The following is a 23,767-nucleotide window of genomic DNA, read 5'->3' on the forward strand; positions in this document are numbered from 1 at the left end:
TTTCCATAAACAATTTCTAAATCACATGCATCCTTTAAATAATGTCTATCTCAGCTGGTTGACTGTTTTTTCCATTTCATCTGTCGATTGAACAATTCTGGAATTAAATGAAAAAGCTCTATTGGCTTCCAGCATTTTGACCATTTCAGTCGCTGAATCGGTGGCTGAAGATTCCAGATATCCGGCTCTGACGATACTGACGTTATCGGCCGCCGGCTGTCCCGATAAATCAGATACGGCATATTGATTGCTGCCAAGTAAGGTCAGTCCATAGGGATTTGAAAAAGAAAAAACACCCAAATTATCGGCATTAAAACCATCCGTTATATTAAGCGGGTTATTGTCCTTTCCTAAGACATAATTACCTCTGGCATCAACCAGAAAATTTTGATCACCTTCGACGCTAATATGAAATACGCCGTCCCTGGTGTAGGTGGTCGTATTGGTTTCTTTATTTTGAACGGCAAAGAAACCGGGTCCTTCAATGGCACAATCCAGAGTTCGCCCGGTTGGTTTCAGAAATCCCTGGCTAAAATCGATACCGATTTTTTGAACCTTGGCTCCGTGTCCGGTACTGATTTCGGTTCCGGCACCACCGTCAATATTTTCATACAGCAATGATGAAAATGCGGTAACCTGTGGTTTAAAGCCAATGGTATTAATATTCGCGACATTGTTGGCAATGGTATTAAGGCTATTCTGTTGTGCGATCATGCCGAGTTTTGAAGCGTAAAATCCTCTAATCATAGTAATGCTCCTCCTGTTATCTCGTTCTCAGGCAGCCAGAAAGGTGATGGTTTGCGAAACTTTTCATTTTTGGGTTGCCTGGGTTATTTAAATTTTTAACCGACTCTGCCGATGGTGTTTGATGCAATTTCACTAATCTTATCAAATATTTTTAACATTTGCGTGCATGAGGTGAAGTTGTTTTGCCGGGCGATCATGTCGCTCATCTCTTCAGACATATCCACGTTAGATTTTTCCAGTGTGTTCTGCAAAATACTGAAAGAACCGGCCGGTGCCGCCTGAAAACCATTGGCGGCTTGAAAATACCCTTCGCCTACCTGGGTCAGATCAGCGCCATTGGCTACAGTGGAAATATTCAGACGGGCCACCTCTGCTCCATTTTGGATGATGGCGCCATTGGGATTGACGGTAAAGTCGCTACCAGCCAATTGGATCGGCTGCCCGGTGCTGCTTAGTACCTGACCAACTCCCGGCAAGGTTAAAAAGCCCTGTTGATCCAGTTCAAATTGACCATTACGGGTTAATACCTGTCCAAAATTGGCATTTTGAATGACATAGAACCCCTGTCCCTGAATGGCCATATCAACGCTGCGGTTGGTGGTTTCAAAAATACCCTGGGTAAAATCTGTAAATTGCTCAGCATTAACCGTAATATATGCACCGGGTCCAATATCAGCCTGGGCGATGGCTGGGTCAGTGCTCATTCGAGATGCCATATACTCTGCAAAGGTTGACTGCACCGTGGATTGACTCTTATAACCTGCAGTGGTCACATTTGCGACATTCTGAGCCAGGACATTAATTGCTTTCTGTCCTGACAACATGCCAGCGGCGGCGGCGTATGATCCTCTGTCCATTTTAATTCCTCCTTGTTAATAATTCCTTGACTTGATCGTTCTTTGATCAATAATTCTTTAAGCGGTTTCTCATTTTTATCATCGCCTGGGAGTGAATCTGGGATACCCGTGACTCCGTCACACCCAACACTTCGGCAATTTCTTTTAATTTTAGATTTTCATAGTAATATAGGGAGACTACTAACCGTTCTTTTTCTTTTAACTGGTCGATGGCTTCCCCCAGCTTCTCTTTTAGTTCATTAAAAAGTATCCGCGATTCTGGGGAATCGTCCGCTTTTTCTTCGGTAATCAGCGGTGAGACTTCCATCATTTTTTCATTGATCGCCTCTTCATAGGACAACACAATCGAGTTGTGCCGCTGCTGCAGAATTTTCTGCAGATTTGCCTCGGAAATTCCCATTTTTGCGGCAATTTCAGCTTCGGTCGGTTCTCTTTCTAAGGCGGCATATAATTCGCCGTGGGTTTCTTCGAGAACTTTTGAAAGACTGCGCTGGCTACGCGGCACCCAATCCTGTTTTCGCATAAAATCGATGACCGCGCCTCTGATTTTCAGAGTCGCAAAAGTTTCGAATTTATTACCCATATCCGGGTCAAACTTTTCCACCGCATCAATCAGAACAATCATCCCCTGATTAACCATATCGTCCAATTGGCCAAAATTGTTATAACTACCCTTAAACCGTAAGACAATTTTTTTTACCAAACCGGTATATTGCAGCACAATTTCGTTCCGGATCTCAGTCGTTTGCTGTTCTTTATATAATTGCCAGAGCTCAGCCATCTTTCTTTCGGCATTCAGTTCTTCCTCAGATTTCTCAACCGGAATAACAATGTCTGTATCTGCGACGATTTTATCTTCGTTATTAATTTCTGCTACATTCATTCTGACACTCCTTATTCTTAAAAGGATTTGCGTTGATTAATTTTCCAACTTAATCATGCCAATCACTTGAATTTGAATATTGGTATCTATCTCATTAAAGGAAAGGACAGTTAAATCTACCATAAATTGTTCAATTAATCGCTTAAAATATATCCGCACGATTGGGGATGTGAGAATAATCGAATGGTCAATGATTTCTTTGAGCTTTTCAATTTGCTCGGTGACCTTTTCGACAATGGTCTGTACTACCTGGGGATCAATGGCCAGATAGGTGCCATGCTCGTTTTTCTTAGCCGAATTGAGGATGATATTCTCGATTTCCTGATCCAGGGCAATCACCTTGATGCTGTTGCCATCGGTGTATTTTCGGGTGATGGTTCGTTTGAGTTTCTGTCTGACGTACTCGGTAAGCATATCAGTGTCTTTGATACTGGTGCCGTGATCACCCAGTGTTTCCAGGATGCTTTCCAAATCTCTGATCGGAATCCCTTCATTTAGGAGGTTTATCAGTATTTTCTGGAAATCGGCAATTGAAATAATATTCGGGATAACGTCATCAACAATAGCGGGATTGGATTTTGAGACGTTTTCCAGCAAGGTGTTGATATCCTGTCGGCTTAACAGTTCGTGCATATGCTTTTTGATGACCTCGGACATATGCGTGACAATCACAGAAAGGGCATCAATAACGGTATAGCCGTAGACCTCGGCCAGTTCTTTTTCATTCTCAGTGATCCATTTTCCTTTGATCCCATAGGCCGGTTCGATGGTTTCAATACCATCAATGGGTTCGCTGGTGTTGGATGGATCCAGAGCCAGATAATAACCCACCAGAACTTCGCCTTTGGCAATTTCTTCGCCTTTGATTTTTATAATATATTGATTAGGATTGATCAGTCCATTATCTCTTAATCGAACCGTTGGGATAACGACACCCATGTCCATAGCAAATTGTTTTCTGAAAATGACAATGCGATCGATAAAATTACCGGAGCTGCCTTCATCCACCATCGGTAGCAGAGAATATCCAAATTCCATCTCGATGGGTTCCACCCCGATGATATTATAAACATTGTCGATATTCCGGTAAAAATCAACTTCACTGCTTTCTTCCTGAATCAGCTGAGTCATTTGTTCAACTTCGTCAACCACCACTTTAACATTAGACCGGCGGATCAGCAGCAAGCCAAATCCACTCAGCATGATCGCTAATGTTAATATCTGTAATGCCGGGGCACCGGGAATCAGCGCCATGGCCGAAATACCAATACCGGCAATAACTAAAACCTGGGGTTGCGATAAAAACTGATTCTTAACATCGACATTCAGGTTGTTTTCCGAAGCAGCCCGGGTCACAATCATCGCTGTGGCCACTGAGATCATCAGTCCCGGTACCTGAGAGACCAGACCATCCCCGACAGTCGCGATAGTATAAACCGAAACCACCTCTTCCAGAGGCATTCCGCCCTGTAGCATCCCGATAACCATCCCCCCGACAAGGTTGATGACTGCGATGATCATCGATGCTACCGCATCGCCTTTGACCAGCTTGGTCGCCCCATCCATGGAACCATAGAATTCGGCTTCGGTTTGAATCTTTAAACGTCTTTCCTTGGCTTCGACATCTGTAATAGCACCGGAGCTCAAATCGGCATCAATGGACATCTGCTTTCCGGGCATCGCATCCAGGGTGAATCGAGCCGATACTTCAGATATTCGCTCCGCACCCTTGGTAATAACAATAAACTGGACAATAACAATGATAATAAATACAACAAAGCCAACAACCGCATTGCCACCCAGTACAAATGAACCAAAGGTTTCAATAACTGCACCGGCCTCGCCGCCGTTTGAAAGTATTAGTCGGGTTGAGGAAATATTAAGGGCTAGCCGCAATAGGGTTGTAATCAAGAGCAATGATGGAAAAATGGAAAAATCCAGGGGCCCTTTGATATACATGGTTGTCAAAAGAATAATCAGCGATATCGCTATGTTTAAAATAAACATAAAATCCAGAATAAATGGCGGTAATGGAATAATAATAAGAGCGATTGTCAGAACTACAAAGACAACGACTAAATTCTGAATGATTTTCATTGGACATTTTCCTTCTTCTTAGTACTATACACCCATGCCATTAATTCTGCCACGGCTTTATAAAGCTCTGCTGGGATATAATCATTGATCTCGACCGATTCATACAAACCCCGGGCCAGCGCTTTGTTTTCTTTCACCAGCACCTTGTTTTCTTCCCCCACTTTGACAATCCGCAGGGCAATATGGTCTTTCCCCTTGGCTAATACCATCGGGGCAACGTCATGATCCATGTCATATTTTAAAGCCACTGCATAATGGGTCGGGTTTCTGACGATAACATCAGCCTGGGGCACCATCTGCATCATTCGGCTCATACTCATTTCCCGTTGTTTTTGTCTGATCTTCCCTTTTATTTCGGGATTACCTTCGGTCTGTTTATATTCGTCTTTGACTTCCTGCTTGGTCATTTTCAGTTTTTTTTCATAATCATAGCGCTGGTAAGCATAATCAAGAATGGCCACCACAGCAAAAATCATACAGACGGTTTGTACCATTGACATGGTCTGGTCACTGATAAACATCATATTTTCATCAATTTTTGTGACGAGCATGTCTGGGGTCATCGGAATAATACTTAAAATAACTGCATAGATAATCCAGATAATCAACACCACTTTGGCCAGTGATTTAAGGAGTTCAACTAATGATCTTAATGAAATCATCCTTTTAATTCCCGACATAGGGTTAATTCGGTTAAATTTCGGCTTTAGGGCATCTCCAGTTACTAGAAATCCCGTCTGCACCCCCGACATAATAACAGCAACAATCATAATGATCACTGCTACCGGCAACACCGATACGAAAAATACAATTGCGCCTTCTCTGAACAGCTGATTGAGACTATCAACGGTTAGCGTGTCCAGCGTCACGATTTTTTTTATTTGAGCAATATAGAGATTTTTAAGCTGTTGATAAATAAACGGAACCAGCAAGTTCAAAACAAAAAATGCCACAAAGAGAAGAACCACACTAACCACATCTTTGCTTTGAAAGGTGTTGCCCTTTTTACGCTCGTCTTTTCTTTTTTTGGGGGTCGCTTTTTCGGTTTTTTCTGATCCTGCCATTCTTTTCTCCGATTACTATCTGTGTTAAATGAAAAATGTCAGTACCTGAGTTATTTTTTCCATCATCAGTAAATTCATTTGGGTCATAAAATTGGCCAATGCAGGTATTATGGTGAAAACGACAATCAACCCAATAATAACCTTAATTTGTATATTGATTACAAACACATTAATGTTTGGTACCAACCGCATTAAGATCCCGACGGCAAATTCTGCTATGATCTCAGTGACGATGATCGGGATGGATAATTGTACTGCATAGATGAAGATATAATACATCAGTTCGATAAAAAACACTGCAACCTGGTCACTGACTTGTCCAATCCCCAAGGGAATAACCTGAAACGATTGTATTACCACCGTAAACAGGGCCAGATGAGCATTTGAGATAAAAAAAATAAGTATGTACATAGATGTCAGCAGGTTACCGGTAACCGATATGTTTGCCTTGGTGGCCGGATCATACATTGAAGCCATGCTCAAACCCATTTGCATATCCATTACTTCTCCGCCCAGTTGAAATACCGAAAGAAATAACGTCATGATGAACCCGATAACAATTCCGATAATAAAACCTTGAAGCATGGCACCGATAAATTCAATTGCCGTGTAATCGATCACCTGGGTTGTGCCCAACTCGAAAACGGCAAACATGGCAATGGCTAAAGATAATCCTACCTTCATAATACTGGGAACGCTATTTCTACCAAAAATAGGGTTAAAGAAGATAACTCCTGCCGTTCTGCAACTGGCTAAAAGAAAAATTAAATACTGGTTCATGTCAAACGTCACGTTTATCACCCATGCCTATTTCTCTAGATCTTAGTGGCTATTAATTCAAATATCCTCATAACCAGATCCATCATCTGCTGGAGCATCCATCCGCCGGCGACTATCATCATCAGCGCGGTGATAATGAGTTTTGGCACAAAGGTCATTGTTTGTTCATTAATAGACGTGGCCGCCTGGATAATCGAGATAATTAACCCCACCAGCATACTTATTAATAGTATCGGTCCTGCCACCTTCATTCCGGTAAAGATTGCATCTCTGAAAATTCCGATTAAATCACCTGTACTCATATGCTGCTCCCTTCTTTAGTTATAGGTCATAATCAGGGTTTTGACTAATAAACCCCAGCCATCCACCACCACAAACAACATTAATTTAAATGGCATGGAAATCATAACCGGTGGTAGCATCATCATCCCCATGGACATGAGCACACTTGAAACAATCATATCGATGATTAAAAATGGAATAAACAGTAAAAATCCAATCAGAAAAGCTCGCTTTAATTCACTGATGATAAAGGCGGGGATGACAATCGTCAATGGTAAATCCTGAGGCTGGATATTTTCAGTCCCGGTCTGACCAGCCTGAACCGACAGACTCTTAAACAAATCTACATCAGTGGTGGTGGTTTGCATCAGCATCCATTCTTTAATGGGTTCAGTCGCTGAATCCAGAAATTGCTGGGAGTCAATGGTTCCGGCATTATAAGGTTGCAGCGCTACCTCGTTGATCTCCATTAATACTGGCGACATGACAAAAAATGTAATGGCCAGCGCCAGACCCACCAGAATCTGATTGGGTGGTGTTTGTTGTAAACCCAATGCACTTCTTAAAAATGAGAGTACGATGATGATTCTGCCAAAACAGGTCATCATCAAAAGCAGGGTCGGAACGATGGCAATCAGTGTCATTAAGACAATGATCTTTACCGTGTCTGAACTTTCACCAGCCAGAAGGGCCTCTACAGAAGCCTCTGCGCCATGAGCTTTTGCAGCTGTCAGAAAAAACAAAATGGCGATAATCGGCATTATGACAAGTGCTTTTTTAAAAATCACTTTTTTATTATTTGATGTCTTTATTATTTCATTCATTCTGTTTTTCCTTTTGAGAAAATGATTTTACCATACTCAAAAAGCTTTCTTTTGATATTTCCTGCTTTTTTTGAAAGGAAATTGGTTCTTCCAGTTGTGACAAAATTTGGATATTTTGCTCGGTTACTCCAACCAGGTATTGAACCCCCTGAATGTCAACAATAATAATTGAACCGTTTTTCCCGACAATCAGTCTTTCAACTACCTTCATATGATGCTCTCCGGATAATGATCCCGGTCTTTTGATAAACCGTTCAATATACCATCTGCTTCCATAATAGGTTAAGGCTATGACACCGACGGTCCCCACAAGTGCTAGAATTATAGAAAATACATCGCTAGAACCCAATTTGGACCTACTTTCTTTTACTTGCCAAGGGCACTGTTTACTGTTTGGATCAGACGGTCTGCTTTAAATGGTTTGACAATAAAATCAAGAGCGCCATTTTTGATGGCTTCAACAACCATGCCTTCCTGGCCCATGGCCGAACACATAATAACCTTGGACTGTGGTTCAAATCCTTTAATGGCCTGGAGCGCCTGGATACCATCCATCACTGGCATGGTGATATCCAAAAGGACCAGGTCCGGACGATTTTCTTTATACTCTGCCAGAGCGATTTCGCCATTTTCTGCTTCAATAAAATCGGTGTAGCCACCCTTTTTTAAACTATCTTTGATCATCATACGCATAAATGCCGCATCGTCTACAATTAAAATTTTACTCATCTTCTTCTCCTTATTAACCATTCTTTCAAAATTATTTGTTAATCTATATTAATTTCTGTTATTTTTTTTGTTCGGAATTATCTCTGACTTTGATAATCTCGGTTATTTTAACACTATAATTGTCATCAACAACTACCACATCGCCCCGAGCAATTAAGCGGCCATTGGCGATGACATCCACCTGATCTCCGGCCTGCCGATCTAACTCAACAATGTTTCCCAATGTCAATTCGGCAATATCTTTTATTTTTTTTCTCGTTTTCCCCAATTCTACCGTTATCTGGATGGGTACTGACATCAGTAAATCCAAATTATCTCCTGGTATATTGACTTTTTGCTCTTCACCCAGTTGTCGGTATTCATAGGCATTTACCTGTACTGGCTGTTGCGGTGGCGCATAGGTTGCCGGTGGCGGATCATTTCTGACCACTCGAGCCGGTTCTGCCTGGGGCGCCTGAGTTGATTGCTGATAGGCAGTTTCCTGCTGAATCGGTGGGGCCTGTTGAACGGGTGGTGGCGGTGGTGGCGGTGGTGGCGGAGCGACTTCTTCCTCTTCGTCATCCATACCGCTGGCACCCATCGACATGGAGACAATTTCCCGGGCCAATGCTGGTTCCATGGCACTGATAAATTCACTTTCAACCAGCCCTTCAATGCTCAGGTTAAACTTGATACTGACGAGATTTTCGCCTTTTAGCGAAAATAACTCCCGGATACTGGATTTATTGGTGGTATCCAGCAGAATTGGCGGCGATATATTGACGACTTTTCCCAAAAACGAAGCTAAAGCACCGGCTGCCGCCCCCATCATCTGGTTCATTATTTCACCAATGGCACTTTTGCTGATTTCGTCAAACTCGATCTCGTCACTGGTATCCATATCAAACAGCTGTGACAAGATTTTTTTCATATCTGATTCTTGTAAAAGCAGGACATTGGCACCTTCGATACCTTCTACATAATTGATTAAAACACCAATTACTGGTTCAAGATAAGCGAACTCAAAGGCTTCAACACTGATTGTTTCAATTCTTGGGGTGGTAATGTTTACTTTTGTACTTAGTATGGTGGACATCGCTGTGGCAGCTGTACCCATGCTGATGTTCATGACTTCACCGATGACATCAACTTCCATACTGGTTAATTTGTCTGGATTCTCTACTGCTTCTGTCATATGAATAGTTCACTTCCTCTCTCGTTAAACTCTTTTATCTGAATTGCCCTTTTTTTCTTATAATCTCCCATTTCGCCCCTAAACCAGACTTCGTCATTGACAACAATATCAACCATGGAATTTGCCGGTTTATTCAGTTTGATGATATCTCCTACCTCCAGTTCGTAAATGTCCTGGGATAGTACTTCGGTTTCACCCAACACGCCTCTGATTTCCAGCTCTGTTTTTCTGATTTCATTGATAATATTTAACCGTCTTTTTTCCTCTGCCTGCTGATCTCCTCTTTTTATATTTTTCTTGGTTTGTGACATCTTCTTTTTAAAGAGCATGTCCAGGGTCGTCGCCGGAATACAGATATTAATCTTCCCCTGGGTCTCATTGACCTTGATACTCATAACAATGATCACGACATTTTCATCTGCCCCGACTCCCTGAAGAATTCGGGAATTGGTTTCAATTTTCATTAATCGCGGAGCGATCTCCAGGTAATCAAACCAGACATTTTTCATCAGGTTGATCATCCCGCGGTAAAAATATTCCATGACGCCGATTTCAATTTCTGTAAATTCGCGGTCTTCCTTAAGCGGTTTTCCGGAGCCACCCAAAAGTCTGTCAAAACTACAAAAACCAACTTCCTTGGAAATATCCATGATCACCAGATCTTCTTCGTCTTCACTGTCTTTGATATCAAAATCGATGAGACCCATCAGCACCGAGTCAGGGAGGGCGTTATTGAATTCATAGTATTGCTGTTCTTCCACCTCAATAATTTCTACCAAACTATAAGTCTGCAGAATTCCAGTTATGTGAGAAGACACCAGCCGTGCATAATTTTCATAAATGCTGAATAAATGCTTAAGCTGTTCTCTGGTGAAAAGCTTAGGTCTTCTAAAGTCGTAATCTTTAACCTTTTTGCCCGAACTACTGCTCGGTTCGTCTGGCTCGTCTTTGCCACTTATTAAACTGCTTAAAAGGCTATCAATTTGACTTTGCGAAAGAATTTCTGCCATATTAGTTTCTCCTAGTATTGTCTTTTATTCTACTGTGCAACCGTTTCTGTCGCTGTCGCAGTGTCACTGAAGAAATCTTCAGTTTCGGAAATAATGATTTCAACCCGGCGATTTTTGGCTCTGTTTTCTTCAGTGTCATTTGGTGCGATCGGTCGATACTGACCAAATCCCACTGACAATAATTTTGAAGGATCACTGATGTAGCCGTTTTGCAGGAATCTTAACACCTCGTTGGCCCGGTTGCTGGATAAATCCCGATCATCTACCGGCGAATCGGCCTGGGCAGTATGACCATCGATCCGAATCGACTTGATGGTTGGTTCCACAGCTTTAAAAGCCTGACCGATGTCAACTAAAATCTGCTGTCCACCGGCTTTGATCCGGGAACTATCCGGTTCAAAAAAGATCGATGACATAAACTTGATTGATACGGAATGTTCATACTTTTCAATACTGACGGCATCATCCAGTCCGTTTTCCTTGGTGTATTGACTCAAGTATTGATATAAGTCTTCCAGATCGACAATTTCCTCTACTGAGATATCTTCATTTGGCGATGTTGCTCCATCTGATTCTGTCGCTGTACCCGTCGTTTCATAGACCGCAGCTGGATTAAATATTTCAACCAGTTGTTTGTATTTTTCGGCATCGATGGTTGACATGGAAAAAAGCAGAATGAAAAAAACTAAAATCAGTGTGATCATATCTGCATAGGTGTTCAGCCAGGCATCTTTATTGACCGCTTTTTTATTCTTACTACGCCTTCCCATACTATATACCCCTATTTTTAACTTTCAACAGCTTTTCCTTTTTTACCTCTAGATTTTCCACCTTTTGAAGGAGCTTCGCCATTTGCTTTTCTGATTTCATCTTCCGTTAGAAAGTTCATCAGCTTGTCCCGAATATATTTGGGATTTTCACCTTCTTTGATGGCTACAACCCCTTCAATGATCAACTCTTTGATCAGTAGGTCCCGCTCCTGTGCAATTTCCAATTTATTGGAAATTGGCATAAAAAGGGCGTTTGCCAATATTGATCCGTATAGTGTGGTAATCAGAGCTACCGACATATCTGAACCCAAGGTGCTGGCACCGCCTTCAAAACTCATGTTTTTCAACATGTTGATCAAACCTATCAGGGTACCAATCATACCAAAGGCTGGTCCCAGGGCTGCTCCCATATCATATAGTTTACGCTCTTCATCATTTCTGGCTGAAATATAATCGATTTTCTGATCAAACCAGGATCTTAGCTTATCTGGCTCAATGGCGTCGACGATCCGTAGCACACTTTCTTTTAAAAACTCATCCTGAATATCGGCAGCCTTGGCTTCAAGTGCCAATAAACCTTTACGTCTGGCTTCTTTTGATAATTCTGTGAGAATTTCGACATATTCCAATGGATCCTTTTTATTTTTAAAAAAAATCATCTTTAAATGTTTCGGAATATGCATAAAAGATTTCATGGGAAACGATGCCAGCAAGACAAATAGTGTTCCACCAATCGTAATAAAAATACTTTGAATGTTAAAAAAGTTTCCTATTGCGCCGATATTAAATCCATTTGCACCAAAAGTCATTCCGAAGAACATCGTAAAAATGACCAAGACATATGCGATGATTGTTGTTATTTCCATAAATTTTTACTTCCTGTCAGAATTTAGTGATTAACGACTAAAAATATTTCGTTTGTATGCGATGATCTTTGCCAGAACCTGGGCTGAACTCTCGTTTACTACATAGTGTTTACCGTTCATCAGGCGAATGGTTGTATCCGGTTTTTCTTCAATAATTTCGATGATCTCACAATTGAGTAAAAACTTCTCATTCTTTTGTTTGTTCAATCTGGTTAATTCTATCATATTTCCACCTTAAAATATAGTTTTTATTATTTGGGTATTGCCTAAATAGCACTAACTTTCAGCTTTTCTGCTTGTTAACAGCCATTCACCAAATGAGTGCATCACCCATTTGGTGAATGGCCATGATAAAAAATTCTACCCGAAGAAGTTTTCTCCTTCGGGTGAACTTTCTCAGTTTATTATAAACTATCGTTTTAGATTAATCAATTCTTCCAGAATGGAGTCAGAAACAGTAATAATTCGGGAATTTGCCTGAAATCCACGTTGGGCCACAATCATATCTGTAAATTCCTGGGATAAGTCAACGTTTGACATTTCCAGATTGGCTGACTCAGTTCCCCCGGTTCCGTTGGTGCCAGCTTTAGAGGCAATGGGTGTGCCGGAGTTGGCGGATTCCATAAAGTAACCATTACCATCCTGAAGCAAACCGTCGACGTTTGCAAATTTTGATAAGGCCAGGTAGCCAAGGGTGACTGGTTTATCACTGCCGGCTTCAATCTTGCCGATGGTTGTGTTGTCCAGATAATCAGTCGTATAGATTATATCAAAGTCTGTCGCGTTAACATCGAGGGTTAATGTGCCCCCAGTCGATTCATTTGTTAGAGGAATAGCAGTCGATGTCGTCCCATCAAATATCCAACCTACCGGTGTTGTTAGATATTCTGTTACACCACCTTGATTCGCAACTGTAGCAACAACCGACACCTCGGTATCTGGCGTAATTGTACCAAGTTCAAGACCTGCTGTTAAATCTCCCGAAATCTTAGTTGTATCAATTTTTAGACCAGGCAAATTAGCGAATGTTAAAATCCCGGTTGAAGATAAGGTCGCAGCACCAGTATCCGTCAGTGTTACCGATCCATCTTTATTCGTAATTGTCGCTGGATCTAACGTATAAACATCTCCAGTTTTTGTCAAAGTTAACGTTCCGGCAATATCTGACGTCGGATCAAGGGTTAGCGCATCAAGCTCAGCACTGGTGTCTTCAGGATGAACCATATACCCTACTGCAAGTTTGACATTCCCCGTATAATTCGAATCCACTGGTACTGTCAATGAATTTAACCAGCCAATTCCCGAAGCTTGGGTAAACTCCGGATCTCCGGCTCTGATCCCGGTAATCTCGCCGGATTTACCAATAGTAATACCGGTATACTTTTCCAGCTCTGCAGGTGGTACATTGATTGCCTGCAAGTCTGTAATTGCCAAAGTTCCATTAGCATCTAAAACGGGGTTTCCATCGGCATCCAATGGGATCCCCATCACCTTGCTGCCGCCGCCGTCGGTAAGATTTCCATCAGCATCGAATTTTAAATTACCAACTCGGGTATAGCGGTTGGTTCCGGTTTCCGGCTGAACGGTTAAATAACCTTCGCCCGCAATGTAGACATCGAGTGCTCTGCCGGTGGTTGCCCCGGAAGAGATGGTATTCAACATATCAATGCTGCCAACCTTGGCTCCGTAGCCCAGCTGACTGGCGTTGGTACCGCCGGTGGTAGCTGTTGCGCCGGTAGCAGTTGATAAATTTTGATATAAGACGTCACTGAAGACGACGCGGCTGGCTTTAAAGCCATAGGTATTAACATTGGCAATATTATTACCAATTACGTTTAATTTGGTTTGATGGGCTGCCATCCCGGAAATTCCTGAGTATAAAGATCTGATCATTTGTAAATCCTTTCTGTGCCGTTTGAAGCTTATCTGTCGGTCAAAGCTTCCAGTTTCCTCATCGAGGTCCAACTATATAAATACGGCACCATCAATATCATTGAATAGTTTATTTTTCATTTCGTTTTTGTCCATCACGGTGATTACCCGTTTATCTGCTGCATTCACAATAAATGCCGAATTATCCATCATAATCAATGCATTGCCAATCCCTTTTTCCTGGGCTTTGTCACATGCATTTCCTAATTTTTCCAAATCACTTTCAGACACTTCGATATTTCGCTGTTCTTTTCTAATACTGGCATGTTTGGTAAAGGTAACGGTATTCTTTATTTGTTGATCAAGCAGGTCCTTGAAACTTGTTTCGGTTTTTTGTGCATCATTAACGGTTTGATTTTGATTGGTATTGTTGAGTCTTTCGGTTTGCCGAATGATCGCATCATTTAGCCGATAATAATTGCCATTGATTCCGTCAGCCATTTTTCCACCTCAGCTTTCAAAGTCTGTTAATTATTTAGCTTGAGCTACTTCCATAACACTGCTCATCGGATAGTTTACGCCATTTACGATAATTTGCGCATCGCCATTATAAAGATTAACACCTTCCACGGTTCCGGTGATAACATTTAATGTTCCGTCCGACTTGGTTTCAGCCAGGGTGACTTCTTTGCCAATCATACTGAGACTATAGGTTGTTTTAGAAAGTTCGGTCAAATCTGTTAATGCCTGAACCATCGAAAATTGGGCCATCTGCGATGTGTACTCGGAGGTATCAGCAGTATTGTTCATATCCTGATTTTGTAGCTGAGCGACCATCAGTTTTAAAAAGTCATCCATATCCAATGATGTTTTAGCTGATGCATTGGCTGTCTGCGAAGTTGCTGTAGTTGTTGCTGCGGTACTTAAATAATTGTTAATTCCATCAATTGCCATAATTTATTCCTCCTTAGATCAAATAATTTACCTTATGGTTATTGTAGTTTTGCAGATTCTGGGGAATCAATACTGATTCATCTTCCTCACTGCTTGTTAAAATACTGTTCAACACGCCGCTGTTTTTAATAAACCGTTCTCTTAAAAGGGTCTGATTCTGGTTTTCATTGGGATCAGAACCGCCGTTCATCATAAATGTAGCATCCTGACTGTCACTGCTCTGTTCTACCGGTGTATTTAGGTGCACTGTTTCTACCTGAACATTTTGTAAGGCTAAGCCTCTCACCAATAGATTGATTTGTTTACCTAGCAGATTCTGTGTTTCCTTGCTCATGGCGGTAATATCGATGATCAGTTTTCCCTGATCATAGCTCAGCTTGATATCTATATCACCTAAGTTATCCGGTGATAGTGTCATCTGCAATACCATGGGCTTGTTGGGCTCAAAATTCTGCAGTATTTTCTGTTCCACCTGTTGAGCGACCGCCACCTTGTTGTCTGATTGAACTTCTGGGCCTTTATTTGTGTTGATGCCCGAAAGATTAAGCTCCTGGATACCTTTTTCACCTGGGTTCTGGTTTTCGATTTGGTTCGATGTGTTTGTCAGACCATCAAGAATTTTTGTTTGTATGGAACTCTGTTCTTCTGTCGTATCCGTACCACCAATAACATTAATAAGCGGTTCTGGTTTAACATCTTCAGTTTGTGCCCCATTCAGCTGTCTGATATCATCTGCAATCTGTGATTCAGGTTCATCACCTGCGCTTTTCTGGTTAGCCACCCGTTGCGAAAAACTCTCTTCTTCGCTGATGCTCGTCGCTGCCAGCCCAGGTCCGGAATTTTTCAATAATTCTTGTGAGCCGTCAACTTTTTCATTTTCGATGATGCCGATGTTTTGCTGTAAAACCTGTAAACCGTCTTCACCCGTTTCATCAAATTGTGGGATGCTTTCTAAAACAGGCACACTCTGCGATTGATTGTCCATTTCAGTCAGCGCGATAACTTGTGCTTGTTCGGCCAGACCTTCCGGTGCCTTGTTTTCTTCAAGACCCAATTTCAGGTTAAGCCGCGTTAACGCTGTTTCAATACCTCCCTGAAAATTCTGGATACCAATCAATTGAGCCGTTTCAAGCGTCTGTAAAGAACTACTTTCCAGACTTTCATCGCTGTTTTGCTCCTCGGTTACCGGTTTTTCGGTGGGATCACAGTCTGCTTTAGTATCAATGTCTTTTGGCGATCTCCGCTCGTTCTCGCGTCGATTGCTTTCCGCAATTGCTTCGGACTCCCGTCGATTTTCCTGTGCTTTCTCCAATTGTTGATCTGCCTGTTTGATATCCTGTTTGGACTGATTAAGCAGATTTTTAAACTGGGCGCTTCTTTCATGAATTTTTGACTGATAAGCTGCCGGCATCTCTGCTTTTGCATTTATCCCTCGCAACCCATTCATTGTCGACTTTCCAGTCGATTGTAAATCTAAATTCATTGCCTACCTCCCTTCGTGAAGTTGAATATTTACCCGTCCATATTCTGATCGGGAATATTCGGAACATTTTAAATGTCCCATTTATATAACAGTCAAATAGACTGGTATAATCATTGCTATATTATGTATATTAGCGAAAAAAAGCCTTATAAACATCAAACATCCAAATTAAATTGATTTTAAGAAAACTCTAATTTAAAATAATAATTGTTCCTGTAAAAGGATCTTTCTGATAAAACCAAACGTTTTAAAAAAGATCATTCCGCAGTTGTTATTTATAATACTTTAATTCTACTCAACAAAATTCTGAGATTTAAATGTCACTTTTAGCTGTACGATTGACTCTTAAGCAAAAAAAAATGCAGCGCCTATGCCGCTGCTAATTAAGGTAATTACTTTTTAATGATAATTACTTATAAATTTGCAACTGGCTGTCTTGTACCAACGTATTTAGACCCTATAGCTTTGCGCCCTTATTTTTCAATAAGTATGCTGATATTATGTTGTTATAATATTACGTTAATAAACCCAAACTGTCAATCGAAATATTCCAATCCTTAAGAGAAAATACAAGTAATTACAACGGTTTAGTTGTAATTACTTGTGTCTCTTAAGCTTAATTTAACAGTTTATTATTACGCCTGTTGATCCTTAATCTCATTATCAAATTCACTCTGGCTAATCAATCCCTGATGAAGTTTCAATCTCAGAATACCCTGGGCTATGTTTGAAGCATGGTCACCAACCCGTTCAATATTCGTTAATAAATCGAGAAAAATGACGCCGGCATAGGGGTTGCAAATCCCATCGTTAAGTCGACGAATATGATCATCTTGTAGCTTCTCAGTTAATTTGTCAATCTCATCTTCTTCATCCAGAATCTTATAGCATAAGACCGTTTCTTCAGTCTTCATCAATTCTACCATATCACGGAGCGTATTAGTAGTTAAGCTGATCAAATTTAACACTTCCTGATTCGCGATCTCGCTAAAAACTATCTTATTAGAGGCGCGCATTTCTGCCAGTTCACCAATGTTCATGGCATGATCCCCGATTCGTTCCAGATCATGACTTCCTTTTAAAATAAAGGCCAGACGGTCATTCTCCTCCTCTGACATGTTTTCATTGGAGAGTTTAACCGAATATTCGACAATTCCCTGCTGAAATTCATCAATTCTTTCTTCCCGCTTAACGATTTCTTCAACCAGCTTTTCATTTCCATCCATCATCGATTCACAAGCTATACTGAAATTCTTCATACTCATTTCACCCAGCCGATTCGTTTCTCTTACCACCTGTCCCAAAGCAATGGACGGATTGTTGAGGAGCCGGTCATCCAGCTGCAATCCACGTTCTTCCTCTTTTTCAGGATAAACCCGATCCAAAAAGGTGACAAAATAGCCAATCAGCGGAAATAATACAATTGTGTTGGCCACGTTAAAGATGGTATGGGCCATCGCAATCTGTCTGGCCACATTAGGAACCACGTCACCGCTGCTGCTGATAAAAACACCCGAAATACTGACAATAAATTCATAAATGGGATTAACCAGCATTGCGCTGTCCATCGCTACCAATACCATCATCACCCAAACGGCCCCAAATATATTGACAAAAAGATGTATAAATGCCGCTTTCTTAGCCGTGGTTGATGTCCCGATGCACGAAATAAGTGCTGTGACACAGGTTCCGATATTTGTACCAATTAAAATTGGGATACAAATTTGAATCGCTCCTGTGCCACCGATGCTGGCAAAAACACCGGAAAGAGCTAATGCCTGAAGCAAACCAATCGATGCGCTGCTGCTTTGAATTATTCCCGTAATCAATGTCCCAATCAGCACCCCTAATAGAGGGTTTGTACCGTAATTAGACAACAGATAGATAAAATCTTCACTTTCCCGCAAGGGCGCCATGGCAGTCGACATGGCTGCAATGCCAAAAAATAAAATCCCAAAACCAAGCACAATGCTTCCTAAGTCTCGGTTTCTTTTCCTGGTGCTGAAAAGTGTAATCAATGCACCAAATCCAATAAATACCGGCGCTAATTCGGTTACATTAAAGGCAATTAACTGAGCAGTCACAGTGGTTCCAATATTAGCCCCTAAAATAACACCGGCCGCCTGAGTGAGTGTCATCAAAGCAGCATTGACGAAGCCAACAACCATAACGGTTGTAGTGCTGGAACTCTGAACAATCATCGTTACCACGGTCCCCACCAGGATCGCTTTGACCTTGTTGTTAGTTAAAACTTCTAACAGTTTTTTCATTTTTGTTCCGGCAACAGTTTTTAAGCCCTCGCTCATCATATGCATTCCAAAAATGAATAACCCCAAGCCTCCAAAAAGGCCAATCAGCATCTCTAACGTCATTTTTTCCTCCAAAAATATCAAAAATTGAGATAGCATTCCAGGAATACAAATAATTCTGAAGACCCACAAACGATTTGGATAAATCAAAATTTTCGCCCTTCATAATTAAAGATTAGACCATTTCGGCCTAATCTTTAATTCTTGTTTCACCAGGGTAACTATCTTTTTTTCTCTTCCTATTTTTAATCAATATTTAACAACATTTTAACACTAACTTTACATAATGAGAATCTTTTTTTTTATTTTTTTTATGATTATTTTGTTTAAATTTAAGCAAATCCAAACTGTTTGTTACCATAGTTAACTATTGTAACGCTTTGCAATGTCATATTGGAACAAATTAAAACTTGACAGGCCCTTTACTTTTTGATATTCTTCATTTTAGTTTAGAAATTAATATTAAAAGCGTTGAAAAAAGAATAATCAGTGAGTCAATGGTTTAAAGCGAACAGATGATGGTGAAAGATCTGTAATTAAACTCTATGAATGGCACTTTTGGAGCTGCAACCACTATTAACTGATTAGTGGTTGACGTGAAATTCGTTAAATTTTTAAGGTGGTTTGCCTTTATGGCAAACAACTTGGGTGGAACCGCGGTTATACCGTCCCTTGTATTGTTACAAGGGACGGTTTTTTTAGCATTCATGCTAATGATAATACTATTTAACAGGAGGAAAAAAATGTCAGAATTTACGATGGCTGAAATTGTCAGTCTTGCAAAAATGAGGGGAATCATCTTCCCCGGTTCAGAAATATATGATGGTCTTGCCAACAGTTGGGATTACGGCCCACTGGGTGTTGAAATGAAAAACAACGTTAAAAAAGCCTGGTGGAAAAAATTTGTCCAGGAATCCCCCTATAATGTGGGCCTGGATGCAGCCATCCTGATGAATCCAAAAACCTGGGTGGCCTCAGGTCATGTCGGTGGCTTCAATGATCCGCTGATGGATTGCAAAGCCTGCCAGTCGCGTTTTCGGGCTGACAAATTAATCGCTGATTACTATTTTGAAAAAGGTGAAGATGTCATTGTCGACGCCTGGTCTAATGAAGAAATGAAAACTTTTATCGAAGAACATCAGATCGTCTGTCCCGAATGCGGGAAAATGGATTACACCGATATCCGCCAGTTTAATCTGATGTTTAAAACCTTCCAGGGCGTTAATGAAGATACCGCCAGTGAAATCTTCCTGCGACCGGAAACAGCCCAGGGTATTTTTGTCAACTTCAAAAATGTTCAGCGAACCACCCGTAAAAAAGTGCCTTTCGGGATTGCTCAGGTTGGTAAATCCTTCCGTAATGAGATTACGCCCGGTAACTTTATCTTCAGAACCCGGGAATTTGAACAAATGGAACTGGAATTTTTCTGTGCTCCAGGCACAGATCTGGAATGGTTCGATTATTGGAAAGCCTTCTGCAAGAAGTGGCTGTTCGACCTGGGTATGAAGGATCAAAATATTCGCTTCCGGGATCATGAGCAGGAAGAACTTTCCCATTACAGTAATGCCACCACTGATGTGGAATTCCGCTTCCCGTTTGGCTGGGGCGAACTTTGGGGGATTGCCGACCGTACCGATTTCGACTTAACCCAACACCAGAATCATTCGGGAAAAGACATGAAATACACCGATCCGGTCACTAATGAAAAATATATCCCTTATTGTATCGAGCCCTCTCTGGGTGCTGACCGGGTTTTCCTGGCATTCCTCTGCAACGCCATGGAAAAAGAAACAATTACCAGCGGCGACAAAACAGAAGAGCGAAACGTCATGCGGATCCACCCCTTCCTGTCGGCTTACAAAGCCGCGGTTTTACCGCTTTCTAAAAAATTAAGCGACAAAGCCATGGAAATTTCCACCCTGCTGTCTAAACACTTTATGATTGAATATGATGAAGCCGGCAGCATCGGCAAGCGTTACCGCCGCCAGGACGAAATCGGCACTCCTTTCTGCGTCACCGTCGATTTTGACACCCTGGACGACGAATGCGTCACCCTGCGTGACCGTGACACCATGGACCAGGTTCGCGTGCCCATCGCTGAAGTGGTTGATTATATTTCCAAGCGAATTGATTTTTAATTTATAAAACAGTCAAAAAAACGTCCCCTGTTCGAAAATTTTCGAACAGGGGACGTTTTTAAGTGACAAATTTAATTAATATGCGGCTAATTAAGATTCTTTGATCGCCAATACGTTTTGAGGACATGCATCAACACAGATACCACAAGAGATACATTTTGACGGTACATCCCGGTCTTCTGATTTAACCAATACGCCAAATGGACATGCTTCTACACATTTTCCACAGTTTACACATAGTTTTTTACTGATCATGTAAACACCTTTGGCATTTTGAGTGATTGCACCGGCTTCACATGCTTTTGCACATTTACCACATTGGACACATACCAAAGTTTTGAGGCTACCATCTTCTTTGGTGGTGATTTTAATACATGATAATTCGGAAACGGGTTCCTTGTAGAATGCGGTTGAACATGCTAATTCACATGTCAAACAATTAACACATGCTGCCTGATCTGCTACGATTACTTTTTTCATTGTTACTCCTCCTTAAGGACAATTTGATCTTCAGATCAAATTTATGTTTAAATTTTTTCAACTGATTTTCATTCTACTTATAAAGCCAATAAATGTCAACCTAATCCGGAAATTTTATAGGTATTTCTAACTCTACGCTGTTAATGAGCTTCCTACTGATAAAATATTACAGCTCTTTGCCGATACTCTTTCTAAATAAGGTTAAATTTTTATCAATTAATTCCCTGCAATAAAAAAAGCTCCCCTAATCAGGAAAGCTCTTAAGTGTTTAAGAATGTTGTTTCAGTTTTTCAGCCTGATCGTTGGTGATCAGAGCATTGATCATTTCATCGATATCACCATCTAGAAAGGCTTCCAGTTGATAAACCGTCATATTGATGCGGTGATCAGAAATTCGACCCTGGGGGAAATTATAGGTTCGAATCCGTTCGCTTCGGTCACCAGTACCGACCTGACTTTTCCTATTTTCGGCAATTTCACTTTGCTGCTTCTGCTGTTCTATTTCATAAAGTCGAGCTTTTAAAATTTTCAGGGCTTTGTCTTTGTTTTTTAGCTGGGACTTTTCATCCTGACAGGTAACTACCATTCCGGTGGGGATATGGGTAATCCGTACCGCGGAGTCAGTGGTATTAACACTTTGTCCGCCGTTACCGGATGATCGGTAAACATCGACTCGCAGATCATTAGCGCCAATTTCAATTTCAACATCTTCGGCTTCCGGCAAAACTGCTACTGTAGCAGTAGATGTATGAATCCGACCGCCTGATTCAGTACTGGGGATCCGTTGGACCCGATGAACGCCGCTTTCATATTTTAGTCGGCTGTAAACGCCGGTGCCTTCAATCGCAAAAATGATTTCCTTGATTCCGCCAATATCGGGGATACTGGAACTCATGATTTCGCTTTTCCAGCCCTGACGTTCAGCATAGCGGGTCAGCATTCTAAAGAGGTCTCCGGCAAACAAGGCCGCCTCACTGCCACCAGCCCCGGCGCGAATTTCAACGATAACGTTTTTATCATCATTAACATCCTTGGGAAGGAGCAGAATTCTTAATTCTTCTTCCTGTTCCACCCGCTTTTTTGATAGTTCGTCCAGCTCAGCTTCGGCCATTTCTTTAAAATCTTTTTCCAGTTGCTTATCTTCCAGCATCTCTTTGGTGTCATCAATAGCTGACAAGGTCTCGGAAAATTCATTGTATTTTTGAATGATCGGTTCGATGTGGGCATGTTCTTTCATCAGTTTTCGCCACTGATTCTGATCACCGATGATCTCGGGATCACTGATCTTTTCATTTAATTCAGCATACTTTTCTGCTAAAAAATCTAACTTAGCTAACATAATACTCCTTATTTTTTATTAAATGGATTCGTTAATTACAAAAGTGCCGTGAGCTTCGCTGCCGGTTTGCGCGAAACAATTTCTACATTGTACGTCGTACAGTTCTACGAACTGTTCGCCTACACGTTACTAAATTGTTTGCGGAAACCAGCATCAAAGCAATTTTTGTTCGAAGTTCTTATTTAAAATGTCCCTTTAGCGCTATTCAAACTGAAAGGCCTCTTTCCATTCATCAAAGAAAAAGACGGCCAGGGTTCCGGGGCCGGAATGGGTTAAAACCGTTGAGCCCAGGGGGACTATTTTAAACCGATCGGTATCAAAACGCTTTCCTGCCATTTTTACAAACAGCTCCACCAGTTCCATGTTATCGGCATGACTGATGCCGATGGTTTGCTTCTTGATCTGGTCACCGTTTGTTTCCAGATAATCGACCATTTTTTTGATCAGCTTCTTTTCGCCTCTGACCTTATCAATTTGTTGTAGCTCGCCCGTTTTACTAACTTCAAGCAGCGGATTAATGTTCAGCATATTGCCGATAATGGCAGTACCTTTGTTCAGTCGGCCACCCCGATACAGATATTGCAGATCGGTCACCGTAAAAACATGTTTAACATGATCGATATAATAATTGATCCGCTTCATCAGTTCATCCATGCTGGCGCCCTCAGCTGCGGCTTTGGCAGCCCCATAAACAATGTGCCCCAGGCCATAGCAAACCGCTTTGGTATCAACGACTTTAAAGATCGCCGCCGGATATTTTTCGTTTAAATCCCGTTCTGCCAATGCTGCTGCCTGATAGGTGCCGGACAGCCCACTGGAAAAAGCCAGATAAATAAAGGGTTGATTCATAGATATCAGTTCTTCAAATCGTTTGTAAAAATCCCCATAGGGAATCTGCGATGTTTTATAACGCACACCTTTTCGCATATTGTCGCAAACCACCTCGGATGAAATATCAATCCCATCACGATAGGTCGTTTCATTTTCAACGACGTAAACCGGTATGATCTCAATATCAAATTTTTGTTGATCGCTTTCCAGTATGTCACAGGCAGAATCGGTGATGATTTTTATCGTCATACTCTATGTCCTTTCCCACTTGATTTCAA

Annotated in this window: 24 protein-coding genes, 1 riboswitch and 1 other annotated feature; of the genes, 1 reads left to right on the top strand and 23 read right to left on the bottom strand. The window is 41.4% G+C overall.

Going from position 1 to position 23,767, the window contains the following annotated elements; translation table 11 throughout:
• Window positions 1–45: 45 nt before the first annotated feature.
• The 20 genes from ABGU93_RS04090 to ABGU93_RS04185 form a co-directional block, all read right to left on the bottom strand.
• Entirely contained in the window at window positions 46–747 is a 702-nt protein-coding gene (locus tag ABGU93_RS04090; RefSeq protein WP_347412228.1) for a flagellar hook-basal body protein, read from the bottom strand.
• A gap of 95 nt (window positions 748–842) precedes the next feature.
• Window positions 843–1,604 carry a flagellar hook-basal body protein gene (locus ABGU93_RS04095; protein ID WP_347412229.1) on the bottom strand — a complete coding sequence of 254 codons (762 nt, stop codon included), beginning with the start codon at window positions 1,602–1,604 and terminating at the stop codon, window positions 843–845.
• 46 nt (window positions 1,605–1,650) lie between these two features.
• The gene (locus ABGU93_RS04100; RefSeq protein ID WP_347412230.1) at window positions 1,651–2,487 is read right to left on the bottom strand and encodes a FliA/WhiG family RNA polymerase sigma factor; all 837 of its coding nucleotides are present in this window, start codon (window positions 2,485–2,487) and stop codon (window positions 1,651–1,653) included.
• Between the two features lie 36 nt (window positions 2,488–2,523).
• Window positions 2,524–4,584 (bottom strand): flagellar biosynthesis protein FlhA, encoded by a 2,061-nt coding sequence (flhA, locus tag ABGU93_RS04105; protein ID WP_347412231.1) that lies wholly within the window; start codon window positions 4,582–4,584, stop codon window positions 2,524–2,526.
• Complete coding sequence (gene flhB, locus ABGU93_RS04110) at window positions 4,581–5,648, bottom strand: flagellar biosynthesis protein FlhB (protein WP_347412232.1); 1,068 nt, start codon at window positions 5,646–5,648, stop codon at window positions 4,581–4,583. The genes flhA and flhB overlap by 4 nt, the downstream gene beginning before the upstream one ends.
• Window positions 5,649–5,672: 24 nt before the next feature.
• Window positions 5,673–6,428: a flagellar biosynthetic protein FliR gene (locus tag ABGU93_RS04115; RefSeq protein ID WP_347412233.1), complete on the bottom strand. Its 756-nt coding sequence runs from the start codon at window positions 6,426–6,428 to the stop codon at window positions 5,673–5,675.
• A gap of 35 nt (window positions 6,429–6,463) precedes the next feature.
• Window positions 6,464–6,730 carry a flagellar biosynthesis protein FliQ gene (gene fliQ / locus ABGU93_RS04120; protein ID WP_347412234.1) on the bottom strand — a complete coding sequence of 89 codons (267 nt, stop codon included), beginning with the start codon at window positions 6,728–6,730 and terminating at the stop codon, window positions 6,464–6,466.
• Window positions 6,731–6,745: 15 nt separating this feature from the next.
• Window positions 6,746–7,534, bottom strand: a complete 789-nt coding sequence (gene fliP, locus ABGU93_RS04125) for a flagellar type III secretion system pore protein FliP (protein WP_347412235.1) — start codon at window positions 7,532–7,534, stop codon at window positions 6,746–6,748.
• On the bottom strand, window positions 7,527–7,844 hold the full coding sequence (locus ABGU93_RS04130; protein ID WP_347412365.1) for a flagellar biosynthetic protein FliO: 318 nt from the start codon (window positions 7,842–7,844) through the stop codon (window positions 7,527–7,529). The genes fliP and ABGU93_RS04130 overlap by 8 nt, the downstream gene beginning before the upstream one ends.
• 56 nt (window positions 7,845–7,900) lie before the next feature.
• Window positions 7,901–8,263 carry a response regulator gene (locus ABGU93_RS04135; protein ID WP_026395963.1) on the bottom strand — a complete coding sequence of 121 codons (363 nt, stop codon included), beginning with the start codon at window positions 8,261–8,263 and terminating at the stop codon, window positions 7,901–7,903.
• A gap of 58 nt (window positions 8,264–8,321) precedes the next feature.
• Window positions 8,322–9,437, bottom strand: coding sequence for a flagellar motor switch phosphatase FliY (gene fliY / locus ABGU93_RS04140; RefSeq protein WP_347412236.1), 1,116 nt, complete (start codon window positions 9,435–9,437; stop codon window positions 8,322–8,324).
• Window positions 9,434–10,447, bottom strand: a complete 1,014-nt coding sequence (gene fliM / locus ABGU93_RS04145) for a flagellar motor switch protein FliM (RefSeq protein ID WP_347412237.1) — start codon at window positions 10,445–10,447, stop codon at window positions 9,434–9,436. The genes fliY and fliM overlap by 4 nt, the downstream gene beginning before the upstream one ends.
• A 29-nt stretch (window positions 10,448–10,476) precedes the next feature.
• Complete coding sequence (locus ABGU93_RS04150; RefSeq protein ID WP_347412238.1) at window positions 10,477–11,217, bottom strand: flagellar motor protein MotB; 741 nt, start codon at window positions 11,215–11,217, stop codon at window positions 10,477–10,479.
• A 17-nt stretch (window positions 11,218–11,234) separates the two neighbouring features.
• Entirely contained in the window at window positions 11,235–12,083 is an 849-nt protein-coding gene (locus tag ABGU93_RS04155; RefSeq protein WP_347412239.1) for a MotA/TolQ/ExbB proton channel family protein, read from the bottom strand.
• Window positions 12,084–12,113: 30 nt separating this feature from the next.
• Entirely contained in the window at window positions 12,114–12,308 is a 195-nt protein-coding gene (locus ABGU93_RS04160) for a flagellar FlbD family protein (RefSeq protein WP_347412240.1), read from the bottom strand.
• Between the two features lie 186 nt (window positions 12,309–12,494).
• The gene (locus ABGU93_RS04165; protein WP_347412241.1) at window positions 12,495–13,976 is read right to left on the bottom strand and encodes a flagellar hook-basal body complex protein; all 1,482 of its coding nucleotides are present in this window, start codon (window positions 13,974–13,976) and stop codon (window positions 12,495–12,497) included.
• Between the two features lie 72 nt (window positions 13,977–14,048).
• Window positions 14,049–14,456 (bottom strand): TIGR02530 family flagellar biosynthesis protein, encoded by a 408-nt coding sequence (locus ABGU93_RS04170; RefSeq protein ID WP_347412242.1) that lies wholly within the window; start codon window positions 14,454–14,456, stop codon window positions 14,049–14,051.
• A 30-nt stretch (window positions 14,457–14,486) separates the two neighbouring features.
• A complete protein-coding gene (locus ABGU93_RS04175; RefSeq protein WP_347412243.1) occupies window positions 14,487–14,909 on the bottom strand; it encodes a flagellar hook capping FlgD N-terminal domain-containing protein in 423 nt (140 codons plus the stop codon).
• A 13-nt stretch (window positions 14,910–14,922) separates the two neighbouring features.
• Window positions 14,923–16,392 (bottom strand): flagellar hook-length control protein FliK, encoded by a 1,470-nt coding sequence (locus tag ABGU93_RS04180; protein ID WP_347412244.1) that lies wholly within the window; start codon window positions 16,390–16,392, stop codon window positions 14,923–14,925.
• A 419-nt stretch (window positions 16,393–16,811) separates the two neighbouring features.
• Window positions 16,812–16,896: riboswitch (cyclic di-GMP riboswitch) on the bottom strand.
• A 131-nt stretch (window positions 16,897–17,027) separates the two neighbouring features.
• Window positions 17,028–18,764 (bottom strand): Na/Pi cotransporter family protein, encoded by a 1,737-nt coding sequence (locus tag ABGU93_RS04185; protein ID WP_347412245.1) that lies wholly within the window; start codon window positions 18,762–18,764, stop codon window positions 17,028–17,030.
• 399 nt (window positions 18,765–19,163) lie between these two features.
• Window positions 19,164–19,377: a binding site (T-box leader), on the top strand.
• Window positions 19,378–19,444: 67 nt separating this feature from the next.
• Between ABGU93_RS04185 and ABGU93_RS04190 the strand changes: the two genes are divergently transcribed.
• Window positions 19,445–20,839, top strand: a complete 1,395-nt coding sequence (locus tag ABGU93_RS04190) for a glycine--tRNA ligase (protein ID WP_347412246.1) — start codon at window positions 19,445–19,447, stop codon at window positions 20,837–20,839.
• Window positions 20,840–20,929: 90 nt separating this feature from the next.
• On the opposite strand, the gene ABGU93_RS04195 is transcribed toward ABGU93_RS04190, so the two are convergent.
• The 3 genes from ABGU93_RS04195 to ABGU93_RS04205 all read right to left on the bottom strand — a co-directional run bounded on the left by ABGU93_RS04195 (window position 20,930) and on the right by ABGU93_RS04205 (window position 23,738).
• Window positions 20,930–21,319 (bottom strand): 4Fe-4S binding protein, encoded by a 390-nt coding sequence (locus tag ABGU93_RS04195; RefSeq protein ID WP_347412247.1) that lies wholly within the window; start codon window positions 21,317–21,319, stop codon window positions 20,930–20,932.
• A gap of 268 nt (window positions 21,320–21,587) precedes the next feature.
• Window positions 21,588–22,658: a peptide chain release factor 1 gene (gene prfA / locus ABGU93_RS04200; RefSeq protein ID WP_347412248.1), complete on the bottom strand. Its 1,071-nt coding sequence runs from the start codon at window positions 22,656–22,658 to the stop codon at window positions 21,588–21,590.
• A 201-nt stretch (window positions 22,659–22,859) separates the two neighbouring features.
• Window positions 22,860–23,738: a DegV family protein gene (locus tag ABGU93_RS04205; protein WP_347412249.1), complete on the bottom strand. Its 879-nt coding sequence runs from the start codon at window positions 23,736–23,738 to the stop codon at window positions 22,860–22,862.
• Window positions 23,739–23,767 lie beyond the last annotated feature (29 nt).

Origin of the sequence: Acetobacterium sp., assembly GCF_039830195.1 — a bacterium.
In the GTDB taxonomy this organism is placed as follows: domain Bacteria; phylum Bacillota; class Clostridia; order Eubacteriales; family Eubacteriaceae; genus Acetobacterium.